The organism is Nocardia sp. NPDC003269, from assembly GCF_042888005.1.
Taxonomy (GTDB): Bacteria; Actinomycetota; Actinomycetes; order Mycobacteriales; family Mycobacteriaceae; genus Nocardia.
Genome location: NZ_JBIAPA010000001.1, coordinates 739,898 through 753,557 on the forward strand (window position 1 = coordinate 739,898; position 13,660 = coordinate 753,557).

General features: G+C 70.4%; 15 protein-coding genes. 9 read left to right on the forward strand and 6 right to left on the reverse strand.

The annotated features are described in order from the left end of the window. Window positions 1–48: 48 nt before the first annotated feature. Window positions 49–657, forward strand: coding sequence for a helix-turn-helix domain-containing protein (locus ACFYWJ_RS03370; RefSeq protein ID WP_355270712.1), 609 nt, complete (start codon window positions 49–51; stop codon window positions 655–657). Between the two features lie 31 nt (window positions 658–688). Next, on the forward strand, window positions 689–1,171 hold the full coding sequence (locus tag ACFYWJ_RS03375) for a DUF4240 domain-containing protein (RefSeq protein WP_355270710.1): 483 nt from the start codon (window positions 689–691) through the stop codon (window positions 1,169–1,171). Window positions 1,172–1,174: 3 nt separating this feature from the next. On the opposite strand, the gene ACFYWJ_RS03380 is transcribed toward ACFYWJ_RS03375, so the two are convergent. Both ACFYWJ_RS03380 and ACFYWJ_RS03385 read right to left on the reverse strand, forming a co-directional pair. Next, on the reverse strand, window positions 1,175–2,026 hold the full coding sequence (locus ACFYWJ_RS03380; RefSeq protein ID WP_355270708.1) for an ABC transporter permease: 852 nt from the start codon (window positions 2,024–2,026) through the stop codon (window positions 1,175–1,177). 5 nt (window positions 2,027–2,031) lie between these two features. Then, entirely contained in the window at window positions 2,032–2,925 is an 894-nt protein-coding gene (locus ACFYWJ_RS03385; protein WP_355270706.1) for an ABC transporter ATP-binding protein, read from the reverse strand. A gap of 212 nt (window positions 2,926–3,137) precedes the next feature. On the opposite strand from ACFYWJ_RS03385, the gene ACFYWJ_RS03390 reads away from it, so the two are divergent. Together ACFYWJ_RS03390 and ACFYWJ_RS03395 are read left to right on the forward strand one after the other, a co-directional pair. Continuing rightward, complete coding sequence (locus ACFYWJ_RS03390; RefSeq protein ID WP_355270704.1) at window positions 3,138–4,424, forward strand: histidine kinase; 1,287 nt, start codon at window positions 3,138–3,140, stop codon at window positions 4,422–4,424. Further along, complete coding sequence (locus ACFYWJ_RS03395; RefSeq protein WP_355270703.1) at window positions 4,421–5,104, forward strand: response regulator transcription factor; 684 nt, start codon at window positions 4,421–4,423, stop codon at window positions 5,102–5,104. The genes ACFYWJ_RS03390 and ACFYWJ_RS03395 overlap by 4 nt, the downstream gene beginning before the upstream one ends. Before the next feature lie 9 nt (window positions 5,105–5,113). Here the strand turns inward: ACFYWJ_RS03395 and ACFYWJ_RS03400 are convergent, their stop codons facing one another. Beyond that, window positions 5,114–5,761 (reverse strand): VWA domain-containing protein, encoded by a 648-nt coding sequence (locus ACFYWJ_RS03400; RefSeq protein ID WP_355270702.1) that lies wholly within the window; start codon window positions 5,759–5,761, stop codon window positions 5,114–5,116. 182 nt (window positions 5,762–5,943) lie between these two features. Between ACFYWJ_RS03400 and ACFYWJ_RS03405 the strand changes: the two genes are divergently transcribed. Next, window positions 5,944–6,414 carry a DUF1877 family protein gene (locus ACFYWJ_RS03405; protein WP_355270701.1) on the forward strand — a complete coding sequence of 157 codons (471 nt, stop codon included), beginning with the start codon at window positions 5,944–5,946 and terminating at the stop codon, window positions 6,412–6,414. A gap of 72 nt (window positions 6,415–6,486) precedes the next feature. After that, window positions 6,487–7,677, forward strand: coding sequence for an MFS transporter (locus ACFYWJ_RS03410; RefSeq protein WP_355270700.1), 1,191 nt, complete (start codon window positions 6,487–6,489; stop codon window positions 7,675–7,677). A gap of 10 nt (window positions 7,678–7,687) precedes the next feature. On the opposite strand, the gene ACFYWJ_RS03415 is transcribed toward ACFYWJ_RS03410, so the two are convergent. After that, entirely contained in the window at window positions 7,688–8,542 is an 855-nt protein-coding gene (locus ACFYWJ_RS03415) for an AraC family transcriptional regulator (RefSeq protein ID WP_355270698.1), read from the reverse strand. A 160-nt stretch (window positions 8,543–8,702) separates the two neighbouring features. Here ACFYWJ_RS03415 and ACFYWJ_RS03420 point away from each other — a divergent pair, with 160 nt between their 5' ends. Beyond that, entirely contained in the window at window positions 8,703–8,969 is a 267-nt protein-coding gene (locus ACFYWJ_RS03420) for a hypothetical protein (protein WP_355270696.1), read from the forward strand. A gap of 9 nt (window positions 8,970–8,978) precedes the next feature. Further along, window positions 8,979–9,773 (forward strand): LLM class flavin-dependent oxidoreductase, encoded by a 795-nt coding sequence (locus tag ACFYWJ_RS03425; protein ID WP_355270694.1) that lies wholly within the window; start codon window positions 8,979–8,981, stop codon window positions 9,771–9,773. On the opposite strand, the gene ACFYWJ_RS03430 is transcribed toward ACFYWJ_RS03425, so the two are convergent. Further along, window positions 9,763–10,260: a hypothetical protein gene (locus tag ACFYWJ_RS03430; protein WP_355270692.1), complete on the reverse strand. Its 498-nt coding sequence runs from the start codon at window positions 10,258–10,260 to the stop codon at window positions 9,763–9,765. The genes ACFYWJ_RS03425 and ACFYWJ_RS03430 overlap by 11 nt on opposite strands. Before the next feature lie 121 nt (window positions 10,261–10,381). On the opposite strand from ACFYWJ_RS03430, the gene ACFYWJ_RS03435 reads away from it, so the two are divergent. Beyond that, the gene (locus tag ACFYWJ_RS03435) at window positions 10,382–10,846 is read left to right on the forward strand and encodes a YfbM family protein (RefSeq protein WP_355270690.1); all 465 of its coding nucleotides are present in this window, start codon (window positions 10,382–10,384) and stop codon (window positions 10,844–10,846) included. A 60-nt stretch (window positions 10,847–10,906) separates the two neighbouring features. Here the strand turns inward: ACFYWJ_RS03435 and ACFYWJ_RS03440 are convergent, their stop codons facing one another. Beyond that, window positions 10,907–13,474 carry an ATP-dependent Clp protease ATP-binding subunit gene (locus ACFYWJ_RS03440; protein WP_355270689.1) on the reverse strand — a complete coding sequence of 856 codons (2,568 nt, stop codon included), beginning with the start codon at window positions 13,472–13,474 and terminating at the stop codon, window positions 10,907–10,909. Window positions 13,475–13,660: the final 186 nt, after the last annotated feature.

Genomic DNA, 13,660 nt, shown 5'->3' on the forward strand with positions numbered 1-13,660 from the left:
AAGTGGACAGCTTGTCCACATATTCGTTTCTGGGCTACAGTCGAGACCATGGAGCCTCGATCCGACCTGCTCACCGGCACCGCGCTGGACGCACCGCAGCCCGCCGAGCGCACCGACGCGGCCCGCAACCGGGCCAAGGTGCTGGCGGCGGCGGCCGAACTCTTCGCCACCCGCGACCCGCGCACCGTCACCATGGACGACATCGCCAAGGCGGCGGGCGTCGGCCGCGGCACCCTCTACCGCCGCTATCCCGACCGCACCGCCATCGCCGTCGCCCTGCTCGACGAGCACGAGCGCGCGCTGCAGGAACATCTCCTGCGCGGCGATCCGCCACTGGGCCCCGGCGCGCCACCGGCCGAGCGGCTCGCGGCGTTCTACGCGGCGATGATCGAATTGCTCTCGGCCCACGCGCATCTGGTGCTCGGGGCGGAGACCGGCGGCGCCCGCTTCGCGACCGGCGCGTACGGGTTCTGGTCGGCGCACGTGCGCGCACTGCTGGCCGACGCCGGTGTGGCCCAGCCGGATTCGCTGGTCGACACCGTCCTCGCGCCGCTGGCCGCCGAGGTCTACCTGCAGCAGCGCGAGCGCGGACTGTCGGCGGAGCAGATCGTCGACGGGCTGACCCTGCTCGCCCACCGGCTGCTCGGCCGCGCCTGACCTGTCGGTCCCTGCCGCTACCGTCACGCGGGTGACGACACTTCCGACCGACACCGAAGCCGCCCGATTCTGGGACCTGATCGAAACCGCCTGGGAGCGCACCGGTTCGGCCGCCGCGCGCCGGGCACTGCTCGACGGCGACTTCGACTACGACCTGCTCGGCCGGTTCATCGATGCCCTGCGCTCGGTGAGCACCGATTTCACCAGCGCCGAGCTGACCGCCCTGGATCGCGTCGTCGAGCGGGCGCTCTACGAGATCGACCGCGCCGACATCCAGGAGATCACCGACGGCTCCGACGACGGTTTCCTCTACGCCCGCGGCTTCATCGTCGCTATGGGCCGCGAGCACTACGACGCCGTGCGCGCCGATCCGACGGCCGCGGTGCCGGACGCCGAATGCGAGGAACTCTGCTATTTCTTCGCCCACCTGCACGACAAGCTCTACGGCGGGTTCCCCGAGACGGGTTCGGGCATCTCCAGGGAGAGCGCCTCGAACCCGGCCGGGTGGCACTGAGCGTCAGGTCAGATCGCGGCGCGTCATCAGCCCGATCGAGCCGCCCGCGAAGACCAGCACGTACGCCCCGAGCAGGGCCAGCGACTCGCCTCGGCCGAGAGTGTCGAGCACACCCGGGGTGGCCGGGCCGCCGACCGTGCGCATCGCGCCCGCCAGCGACCCCGCGGCGGTGCCGGGCAGCAGGTCGGTGACGGCCTCGATCGGGCCGAAGATGCCCGCCACCCCGCGCAGCAGGTTCTCCACGACGAGCACCCAGATCAGCCCGAGGCCGACGGCGAGCGCGGGCCCACGGGCGATGGCGCCGATGAGGGCGCCCGCCAGCGTCCACATGCCGAGGATGGCCGCGCCGGAACCGAGGCCGAGCACGGTTCGGGTCAGCGACGGCAACACCAGCGGCTGCCCCTCGCTCACCGCGATCAGCGAGGCGACGCCGAGGTCGACGGCGAACGCCACGCAGACCAGCGCCACCACCACGACCAGCAGGCTCGCCAGCAGCCCGCCGACGGCCGCCGGACGGCTCGGACCCTGCGTGAACACGGTTTTCCAGGTACCCCAGCCGTAGCCGCTGCCCACCGCGAGCGCACCGAGGACCAGCATCAACGCGCCACCGAACATCGCCATGCCCTGGGTGAAGACCTCGGGGACGGCGGCGGGCAGGAGCTGGCCGAGCAGCACATCGCGGGGCAGCCCGTCGGACATCGCGCCGCTCTCGCCCGAGGTGTAGGCGAGGTAGTTGAACAGGTAGGCGAAGGTCAGGTTCAGCAGGAGCCAGACGCCGAGGACGATCCAGAACGCGGGCCAGCGCCCCAGCCGCACCGACTCCGCGCGCATGCTCGCCCACAGATCCCTTGTCATACCGGTCATTTCGCGACCTCCACAGCCGTCATCTCGAAGAACACTTCTTCCAGGGACTTCTCGTCGACCCGCAGTTCCAGCAGATCGACGCCCGCCGCGACCACCGCGCGCGCCACCTCGGGCGCGGTCGCGGCCGTCGTCTCGACCCTGATGCCGTCGACGCCGGCGCGGGCGGGCGCGACGGACCGGATCGCCGTGAGCGCGCTGTCGGCGGGCTCGGCCCGCACGACGAGCGTTGCGCTGCCCCGCAATTCGGCCACCGTCGATTCGGCGAGCAGGCGGCCGCCGGAGATCACGCCGACCCGGTGGCAGATCTCCTGCACCTCGGCGAGCTGGTGGCTCGACAGCAGCACGGTGTGCCCGTCGGCGGCCAGTTCGACGATGAGCGTGCGCATTTCGGCCAGCCCGGCCGGGTCGAGGCCGTTGGTCGGCTCGTCGAGGATCAGCAGGTCGGGGTCGCCGAGCAGGGCCGCGCCGACACCGAGGCGCTGCTTCATGCCGAGCGAATAGGTGCGGAAGCGGTCGTCCGCCCGGTCGGTCAGGCCGACGCGGGCCAGCGCCTGTTCGACATCGGCGGGGCGGTGACCGCGATAGCGGGCCAGCACGCGCAGGTTGTCGCGGCCGGAGAGGTACGGATAGAAGCCGGGGCCCTCGATGAGGACGCCGATGCGGCGCAGGACCGCCGGGTCGCCCGGGGCGCGGCCGTGCACCAGGGCGGTGCCGGCGCTGGGCCGGATCAGGCCGGCCAGCATGCGCAGGGTGGTGGTCTTGCCCGCGCCGTTCGGGCCGAGGAAGCCGTAGATCTCCCCGGCGGCGACGCGCATGCTCACCGCGTCCACCGCGCGGTGCTCGCCATAGCGTTTGGTCAGCCCGTCGGTGACCACGATCGAATCGTTCATGCGAATCAGAATCCGCGCCACAGGGGTCGCCGGGCATCCGTCCCGGAGCGACTCCCGCACTACGCCGCGCGGCCTACCCACGCCTCGCCGACGCTGAGAATTCGCCTCGCCGGGCCCGCCGACCGGCCGATCCGGCCCGATGACGGGGTTCGCGGCGGAATTACGAGCGCAGGCCGACGCGGAGGGCGCGCCTACGCAATAGGGTGAGGGAGGTGAGAGCGTCTGCGAAATGGGAGCGTGGCTCGGTCCTGCAGGACTGGGGCCTGGCGGGTGTGGTCGCGCTGATCCAGCTGGCCGGGAGTTCCGGTGCCAACGCGCATCAGACCGGCGTGCGTTCGCTCGACGCGTTCGCGTATCTGTTGCTGCTCGCGGGCCCGATCGCGCTCGGCTTCCGGCGGGTGCTGCCCGAGCCGGTGCTGCTGGTCGCGCTGCTGGCCGCGGTGGCGTATGTGCTGCGCGATTACGGGTACGGGCCGATCTTCCTGTCGTTGGTGATCGCGTTCGTGAGCGCGGCGGTCAACGGATCACGCTGGCGCACCTACCCCTTGGTCGCGGTCGGCTATCTGACCATGGTGTGGCCGGTGCCCGCGCTGCTCGGGCGCGAGACCGGCGCGTGGCAGCTGTTCGGACTGCTGGCCTGGATGGGGATTCTGGTCGCGATCGCCGAGGGGGTGCGGCAGCGGCGGGCCGTCGTTGTCGCGCGCAGGCAGCGCGCCGAGGCCGCGCAGCGCGACGCGGAGGCGCAGCAGGCCAGGGCCGCCAGCGAGGAGCGGCTGGCCATCGCCAGAGAACTGCACGACGTACTCGCGCACAGTCTTTCGCTGATCAATGTGCAGTCCTCGGTGGCGCTGGAGCTGTTCGACCGCAAACCGCAGCAGGCCGCGGCCGCGCTGGCCACCATCAAGACGACCTCCAAGGAGGCGCTGGCCGAGGTGCACACGCTGCTGCACGCCATCCGCAGCGGCGCCCCGGTCGCGCCGGTGCTCACCGAGCCCGTCGATTCCGTTGCGGCCGTGGCCGATTCGCCACCGCCGATCGCGCCCGCGCCGCCACCCCGGCCCGCACCCCGCGCGCCGGTGCCCTCGCTCGACGACCTCGACACCCTGCTGGAACGCACCCGCGCGACCGGGCTCGCCGTCGACACCAAGATCATCGGCACGCCCAAGAAGCTGCCCAGCGTAATCGATGTGGCGGCGGCCAGGATCATCCAGGAATCGCTGACCAACGTGGTGCGGCACGCGCCCGGTGCCACCGCGCTGATCACCCTGCGCTACACGCCCGACACCGTCGACATCACCGTCGACAACACCCGGCCCACCGGCACCGCGGTCCGCACCGGCGCCGGTGGCAACGGGGTCATCGGGATGCGCGAACGGGCACACGCGCTCGGCGGCGCGCTGACGGCGGGGCCGCGGCCGTCCGGCGGGTTCCGGGTGGCGGCCAGGCTGCCCGCCCGGCCGGTGGCGGATTCGGTGTCCGGCGACAAGGAGACGGCATGAGCGAACCGTCCGACAAGACGACGACGCGGGTGCTCGTCGCCGACGATCAGGCGCTGGTGCGTGGCGGGTTCGTCGCGCTGCTCGACGCCCAGGACGACATCGAGGTGATCGGCGAGGCCGAGAACGGTGAACAGGCCGTCCGGATGACCCGCGCGCTCGTCCCCGACGTGGTGCTGATGGACATCCGGATGCCCATCCTCGACGGCTTGGCCGCCACCAGGATGATCGCCGACGATCCCAAGCTCGCCGCGGTCCGCGTCGTCGTGCTCACCACCTTCGAGCTGGACGAATACGTCTTCGAGGCGATCCGGGCCGGCGCGGCCGGGTTCCTGGTCAAGCACACCGAACCCGCCGACCTGCTGCGCGCGGTCCGGGTGGTCGCCGCGGGCGACGCCCTGCTCTCCCCCGGCGTCACCCGCCGCCTCCTCGCCGAGTTCTCCACCCACGCCAAACAACCCCCACCCGCCGCGCTCGCCGACCTCACCGACCGCGAACGCGAGGTGATGATCCTCGTCGCCGAAGGCCTCACCAACGCCGAGATCGGCGCCCGCCTCTACCTCAGCCCCGCCACCGCCCGCACCCACGTCAGCCGCATCCTCACCAAACTCGACGCCCGCGACCGCACCCAACTCGTCGTCCTCGCCTACGAATCCGGCCTGGTCCGCCCCGGCTGGCAGTAGCGGTCCCGACTACGTGCCAGGGTCGGCCTTGCGGCGTTCGGCGGCGGAGAAGCTGGCTCGGCGGGCGGTGCCTGCGGGGGCGGCTTGGGCTCGGGCGGAGTAGGCGGCGAGGGCGTCGAAGGCGCCGCGGACGCCGCCGGCGACCGGGGCGTAGGTGATCGCGGAGTCGCGGTCGAAGCCCAGGTGGGCGCCTACTTCGACGGCGTCCATGTTGGCGCCGAGGAAGACGAAGGTCCAGTTGTAGACGTCCTGCTGCTGGGTGATCAGGGACTTCACCGCGGGGTGGGTCCATTCCCTGCTCGAGTTCTCGTGGCCGTCGGTGAGGACGACGACGATCACGGTGCCGGGGCGCTCGGGCTCGGGGCGGGCCGCGAGTTCGGCGCCGACGTCGGTGACGAGCTTGCCGACCGCGTCGTAGAGCGCGGTTCCGCCGCGCGGCAACAGGTTCGGCGGCGGGACCTGGTCCAGCGGTACGTTCGCGTAGACCACCTCGTAGGCGGTGTCGAACTGCGCCAGCGTCACCTCGATGGATTTCGGCACCGAACGCTGCTGTTCGAAATAGGCGGCCAGCCCGCCCTCGGTGTCGGCTTTGATCGACTGCATCGACCCGGAACGGTCGAGCAGTACGGCGATCAGTGTGCGGTTGGAATCGGTCATGTGAACACCCCCGTGTTGTTTCTCTGCGACGAACAATTCCCACCGTACGCCGATTCACCAACCACGAAATGCCACCGAAAGCCGATGGAAAGCGAACTCCAAGGCGGCGAACATTCACTGCCTGAGGCTGTCGGGCACCGATGGCCGGTATCGCCGAAATCGTAACGAACAGAGGGGGATTCATGGGTGCGGTCATGTCGTTCACCAGGGTCGGCGCGGCCGATCTGGAACGGATCGTCGCGGACAGGGAGCTGGCGGCGCGATTCGTCGAGCAGGTGCGGACTCCCGATACCGAGCCCACCGGCTATCTGGACAAATCCTGGGCGGGCCTGAGGTATTTGTTCGAAGCGGCGCGCACCGGTGTCGATCTGTTCTTCACCGGCCGTCCGCTGGATATCGCGGCGGAGGGCTACAGCGTCTGGAGCCCGGAGGACGTGTCCCACACCGCCGCGTTGCTGCGCGGACTCCCCTTCGACCAGCTGGCCGCGCACTACGACCCGGAGCGCATGGACGCGACCCTGGTGTACCCGCACGTCTGGGTGCGCGACGGTGACGACGGCCTGCGCGAACTCGGCTTCCACTACGCCCAGCTGGTGCGGGTCTTCGACTTCGCCGACCGGCACGGATCGGGATTCGTCCAAAGCTTCGCCTGAACCCTGGCGTTTGGGTCGGACCGTGTGGCGTCCGGGTCGCGAACCGGTGCGAGAAGCGTTGTTGCACCGGGCATGACGACGACATCGACCATCGACGCCGCGGCACCGGAGACCGGCCGCCGCGCCTGGCCCGCGCTGCTCACCATGTTCCTCGGCAGCTTCACGCTGGTGACGGCGGAGTTCCTGCCGCCGGGCGTGCTGACCGCGCTCGCCGACGACCTGCGAGTGCCAGAAGGAGTGGTCGGGCTCTCCGTCAGCGCGACCGCGCTGACCGCGCTGCTGGCCGCGCTGGGACTGGGCTCCCTGTTCCCCCGGGTCGACCGCCGCACGCTGCTGCTGGTGTTGACCATCGGGGCCGCCGCGTCGAACGTGCTGGTGGCGGTGTCGCCGAACATCGCGTTGCTGCTGGTCGCGCGGCTGCTGCTCGGCGTCGCGGTGGGTGGGTACTGGTCGATGGCGCTGGTGATCGCCGCGCAACTGGTGCCCGCGAATCGCCTCGGCAAGGCCATGATGATCGTGAACTCGGGGACCACCGTCGCCACCGTGGCCGGGGTGCCGCTGGGCGTGCTGCTGAGCACCTACGCGGGGTGGCGGACCGTGTTCGTCGTGACCGCGGCGCTGACCGTGGTCGCGGCGGTGGCGGTGCGGGTGATGCTGCCGCCGATCGCGCCGAGCAAGGGCATCGGATTCGCGGCGATGGGCCCGGCCCTGCGGGCGCCGGGAGTGGCGTTGGGGCTGGTCAGCGTGGTCGCGGTGATCGGCGGGCATTTCGCCGGGTTCACCTACATCCGGCCCGCGCTCGCCGAATTGCTCCAGGCGGGTCCGTCGGCGATTCCGGTATTGCTCGCGCTGTTCGGGGTGGGCGGTCTGCTGGGGAATTTCGTGCTCGGGTCGCTGGCTGACCGCAAGCTCGGCGTCCTGCTGGTCGCGGTGCCGACGGCGATCGGGCTGTCGCTGCTGGCGATCATCGTCTCCGGTGCGGTGCCGGTGCTCGGCTATGTCGCCGTGGTGGTGTGGGGCGGCGCGTTCGGCGGCATCCTCAACCTGGTGCAGGTGTGGGTGTCGCGGGTACTGCCCGAGCGGATGGAGGCGGGCAGCGGGCTGGTGGTCGGCGGTTTCCAGCTGGCGATCATCCTCGGTTCCGCGGTCGGCGGGCGCGGGGTGGACAGCATCGGCCTGGCCGCGACGTACGGACTCGCGGCGCTGGCCGCCGTGCTCGGCGGTGTGCTGGTGCGGGTGTCGCTCGCCCGCGCGGCGGGCTAGCGGTCGGGGGTCAGCCAGAGGCCGAGCGGGCCGCGCGTCGCCATTCCGACGGCGTGTGGCCCGTGTGCCTGCGGAACGCCCGGCCGAAGGCGGTTTCGGACCGGTAGCCCAGCCGCCGCGCCACCGCGCCGACCGACACGTTGTGCTCGGTCAGGAACAGCTGCGCGCGCTCGACCCGCAGCTTCGTCAGATACCGCCCCGGGGTGAGCCCGGTCGCCGTCTGGAACCGCGCGGCGAAGCCGGAGCGCGAAGCCAGCGCGACCCTGGCCAGCGCCTCGACGGTCCACTCCCGGCCGGGTTCGGCGTGCATCGCGGCCACTGCCCGCGCCACACCCGGCTCGTGCACCCGCAGCAACCACCGCTTCGGCGCGCATCCGCGCGCATGCCAGGACTCGACCGCCATCGAGCCGATCAATGTGGCGACCCGGTCGCCCTGCACCCCGTACGGATCGGGGCAGTCCCGGACCAGGTGCTCCAGAATCGTCGCGGCCAGCGGCGCGTGCCGGACGAATTCGGTGAGCAGCACCCGGCGCGGCAGCGCGTCCATCGCACCGCCCGACCCGACCGGGTCCAGCCGCACCCGCAGCACGGTGCTGTCGGTGAGGCCGGTGATCGCGAGGCGGTTCGGGCGGGGGACGAACAGGAAATCGCCGCTCGCCAGATCCTCGGCCTCGCCGTCGTGATCACCGGACGCCGGGCAGTGGACCCGGACCAAGCCGTCGGTCACCACCAGGGCGGTCGGCTCGCCGGCGAGGTGCTCCCAGCCACCGGCGGGGAGCGCGAATTCGTCCCGGCCCGCGAACCGCCATTGCAGACCGGCGAGCACATCGTCGAGACCGCTCGCACCAGATTCGATCAGCGTCACCGTGCACAACCTCCGGGTGGATCTCCGACGGAATCACGGTACCAAGGCAGCTCGGCGGCGGTGCGGCCGTGAAATCCCGCCCCGCCTACGCGCGCGGACGTAGCCGGGATCGGGTCGCGCGGCCGATGTCCGCGACCGCCGTCGCGAGCAGGCTGAAGTCATGAACATTGTCGACAGCGCGACGACGCTGACCTTCCTGGCCGACCACTACGACGGGGGCTGGCACCCCTGGCCGTTCTTCTGGATCTTTCCGCTGCTGTTCTGGATCACCGTGATCGCGGTCCTGTTCTTCGCGCGCCGATGGTGCGTCGGGCGCGGCGGCGCGATCGGGGCACTGCGCACCGGGTTCGCCCGGGGCGAGATCAGCGAGTCCGAGTACCGCAGCAGGCTCGCGGTGCTGAACGAGCCCCGGCGCGAGAAGAAGTAGGAGGCCGCGATGCGATTCGGGATCGTGCTGACGCCCAGCTCCGGGGCACAGTGGACACGCGCGGTGGTCGAGGCCGAGCGGCAGGGGTACGCCACCGTGCTGCTCCCCGACACCCTCTACACCCCGTCGCCGCTCCCCGCGCTCGCCGCCGCGGCCGCGGTGACGACGACACTGCGGCTGCGGCCCAATGTCCTCGCGGCACCCTTGCGCACCCTCGGTTCGACGGTCCGGGAAGTCGCCGCGCTGCAACTGCTCTCGGACGGCCGATTCGAACTCGGTCTCGGCACCGGCCGACCCGACGCCCACGGCGAAGCCGAAAAGCTCGGCATGCCCTGGGGTTCGGCGCGCGAACGACGACAGCAGCTGATCGACACCGTGACAGCGGTCCGGGCCCAGGTCGACCCGTCCCCGCCGATCGTGATCGCGGCGAACGGCCCGCGCATGCTGGCCACCGCCGCCGCGAACGCCGATCGCGTCCTGCTGGCCGCCGCACCGGACGCCACCGAGGACGAACTGGCCGCCATGGTCGCCACGGTCACCGAGCACACCGACCGCGACGTCCGGTTCACGCTCCAATTGGTCGGCGTCGGTGCACAACTGCCGATCTGGTTGAGCGCGCGCCTCGGCTACACCGCGAGCGCACTGCGCGACGCGAAGGCCGCCGGACTTCTCCCCAGCGATCCCCAGGCCGCGGTGGACATCCTCGAATCCCGCAGCGCGCGCTACGGAATCGACGAGCTGATCGTCCCCGGCGAACTCGCCGAGTCGTTCGCACCGACCCTCGAACTGGCGCTCAGTAGATGACACTCCAGTACGCCTCGACGACCATGCCGATGATGTAGCGCGGATTCTGCGGGTCGTCGGTCACCGTGACGGTCGCCTTGGACAGGTCGATCTTCATGCCGTCGCCGTTCAGGAACTGCTGGCTGTTGGCGGTGTAGGTGAAGAACGGCGCCTCGAACGGCTGCGCACGCAGGCCCGGCGCCGCGGCCCGCAGCAGGCGGGTCGCGTCGGCCCGTTCGCACACCGCGAACTTCTCCTTGGAGCTCCTGGTCGCGCCGATCAGGAGCACCGGCCGCTCACCGTCGAGGCAGCGCGCCCCCGGATCGAGCCAGCCCTGCTTGTCGGCACCGCTCGGCAGCACCCCGTCGACGACCGGCGCCTTCGTCGGCGCGGGTGCCGACGACGCGATCGTCGGCGGCGCGGATCCGGCCTCCTCCGCGCCACATCCGGCCACGGCCACCCCGACAACGAACATTCCGGCGCCACGCGCCTTTACCCACCCGAACACGCTGACAAACCTAGCAATCCGGCGCGCTGAAAGTCCGCGCCGCCCAGCTCTGCTCGGCCGCGACCTGTCGGTCGGCACTGCTAGCTTCGGCCGGAATCCGCAGGAGGAAAGGGAGTTCCGGATGGGGCTGACGATGTCGTTCACCAGGGTGAGCGCCGAGGAGCTCGCGCGGCTGGCGACGACGACCGAGTGGCCAGACGATTTCCTCGACGGTCTGGTGGTCCAGGACGGCGGGCCGAGCGGCTATCTGGACAAAGCGTGGGCGGGCTTGGGCTACCTGCTGACCCAGGCGGACCTGGGGATCGACCTCGTCGACACCGGCCGTCCGCTGGCCCACGAGAACTATTTCGCGTGGTCCCCGGACGACGTGTCCGCCACGGCGAAGGTCCTGAGCCGCTTCCCGTTCGACGAGCCCGCGCTGTTCTACGACCCCGCGGCGATGGACGCGGCCGGGGTGTACCCGAACATCTGGGTCCGCGACGGTGAGAGCGCGCTGCACTACCTGCGCCACCACTACGACGGCCTGGAGCAGGTGTTCCGGTACGCCGCCGCGCGCGGATCCGGCTTCCTCCAGCACCTCGGCTGACCCGCACACGACGAAGCCCGCCCCTGGAAATCCAGGAGCGGGCTTCGCCGGTTCAGCTGTTTACTCGCCGGAGGCGGCGGCCTCGGGCGCGGTGCCCTCGGCTGCGCCGGTCAGGACGACCTCGGGCTTGTCGTCGCCCGCCGGAGCCTTGGTCAGCTTCGCCTTGCCCGCGAAGGTGAACTTGGCGTCCTCGCCCTGGCCCTCGCCGTTCCAGCCCTCCACGTCGACCGTGATGGTCTGGCCGGCGCCGATCTCGCCGAAGAGGATCTTCTCCGACAGCTGGTCCTCGATCTCGCGCTGGATCGTGCGACGCAGCGGCCGCGCACCGAGGACCGGGTCGAAACCGCGCTTGGCGAGCAGGCTCTTGGCCTGTTCGGTCAGCTCGATGCCCATGTCCTTGTTCTTCAGCTGCTTGGCGACGCGGCCGATCATCAGGTCCACCATCATCACGATCTGTTCGCTCGTGAGCTGGTGGAAGACGATCACGTCGTCGATGCGGTTGAGGAACTCGGGGCGGAAGTGCTTCTTCAGCTCGTCGTTGACCTTGAGCTTCATCCGCTCGTAGTTCGAGCCCTCGGCGTTGGACTGGGTGAAGCCCAGGCCGACGGCCTTGGAGATGTCGGAGGTGCCCAGGTTCGAGGTGAAGATCAGCACGGTGTTCTTGAAGTCGACCGTACGACCCTGACCGTCGGTGAGACGGCCGTCCTCGAGCACCTGCAGGAGGGTGTTGTAGATCTCCTGGTGCGCCTTCTCGATCTCGTCGAACAGCACCACGGAGAACGGCTTGCGGCGCACCTTCTCGGTGAGCTGGCCGCCCTCCTCGTAGCCCACGTACCCGGGAGGGGCACCGAAGAGCCGCGACGCGGTGAAGCGGTCGTGGAACTCGCCCATGTCGATCTGGATGAGCGCGTCGTCGTCGCCGAACAGGAAGTTCGCCAGCGCCTTGGACAGCTCGGTCTTACCGACACCGGACGGACCGGCGAAGATGAACGAGCCGGAGGGGCGCTTGGGGTCCTTCAGGCCGGCGCGAGTGCGGCGGATCGCCTTGGAGACGGCCTTGACGGCGTCTTCCTGGCCGATGATCCGCTTGTGCAGCTCGTCCTCCATGCGGAGCAGACGGGTGGTCTCCTCCTCGGTGAGCTTGAAGACGGGGATGCCGGTCCAGTTGGCCAGCACCTCCGCGATCTGCTCGTCGTCGACCTCGGCCACGACGTCCAGATCACCGGAACGCCACTGCTTCTCGCGCTCGGCGCGCTTGGCGACGAGCTGCTTCTCCTTGTCCCGCAGGCGGGCGGCCTTCTCGAAGTCCTGCGCGTCGATAGCGCTTTCCTTCTCGCGGCGGGCGTCGGCGATCTTGTCGTCGAACTCGCGCAGGTCCGGCGGCGCGGTCATCCGGCGGATGCGCATGCGCGCGCCCGCCTCGTCGATGAGGTCGATCGCCTTGTCCGGCAGGAACCGGTCGTTGATGTAGCGGTCGGCCAGCGTCGCGGCGGCGACCAGGGCACCGTCGGTGATGGACACCCGGTGGTGCGCCTCGTAGCGGTCGCGCAGACCCTTGAGGATGTTGATGGTGTGCTCGACGGTCGGCTCGCCGACCTGCACCGGCTGGAAGCGGCGTTCCAGGGCGGCGTCCTTCTCGATGTACTTGCGGTACTCGTCGAGGGTGGTCGCGCCGATGGTCTGCAGCTCGCCACGGGCCAGCTTCGGCTTCAGGATCGAGGCCGCGTCGATGGCGCCTTCGGCCGCACCCGCGCCGACGAGCGTGTGCAGCTCGTCGATGAACAGGATGATGTCGCCGCGGGTGTTGATCTCCTTGAGCACCTTCTTCAGGCGCTCTTCGAAGTCACCGCGGTAGCGGCTGCCCGCGACCAGGGAACCCAGGTCGAGGGTGTAGAGCTGCTTGTCCTTGAGGGTCTCGGGGACCTCGCCGTTGACGATGGCCTGCGCCAGGCCCTCGACGACCGCGGTCTTACCGACACCGGGCTCACCGATCAGCACCGGGTTGTTCTTGGTGCGGCGGCTCAGCACCTGCATGACGCGCTCGATTTCCTTCGAGCGGCCGATGACCGGGTCGAGCTTGCCCTCGAGCGCGGCCTGGGTGAGGTTGCGGCCGAACTGGTCGAGCACCAGCGAAGTGGACGGCGTGCCCGCCTCACCGCGCGAGCCGGAGCCCTCGACGGGCTCCTTGCCCTGGTACCCGGACAGCAGCTGGATGACCTGCTGACGGACGCGGTTCAGGTCGGCACCGAGCTTGACCAGAACCTGGGCGGCGACGCCCTCGCCCTCGCGGATGAGACCGAGCAGGATGTGCTCGGTACCGATGTAGTTGTGGCCGAGCTGCAGCGCCTCGCGCAGGCTCAGCTCCAGCACCTTCTTGGCGCGCGGGGTGAAGGGGATGTGGCCGGACGGCGCCTGCTGGCCCTGCCCGATGATCTCCTCGACCTGGCTGCGCACACCCTCCAGCGAGATGCCAAGCGACTCCAGCGACTTCGCCGCCACGCCCTCGCCCTCGTGGATCAACCCAAGCAGGATGTGCTCGGTGCCGATGTAGTTGTGGTTGAGCATCCGGGCCTCTTCTTGGGCCAGGACAACGACACGCCTCGCGCGGTCGGTGAACCTCTCGAACATCGCTCCCTCACTCTCCTGCTCCGACATTCTGGCAACAGACGCCGCAGTGTGCTCGGTACAACCTAGGGCGTCGGACCGACAACTGTCGCCGTCAGCCTGCCATGAAGCCCGGGGGTTGCGGCCCCCGCCTCCACTCTAGTTGGCAGGGGATTCCGCCGCCGCCGGTCCACCCTATTGATGACCGGC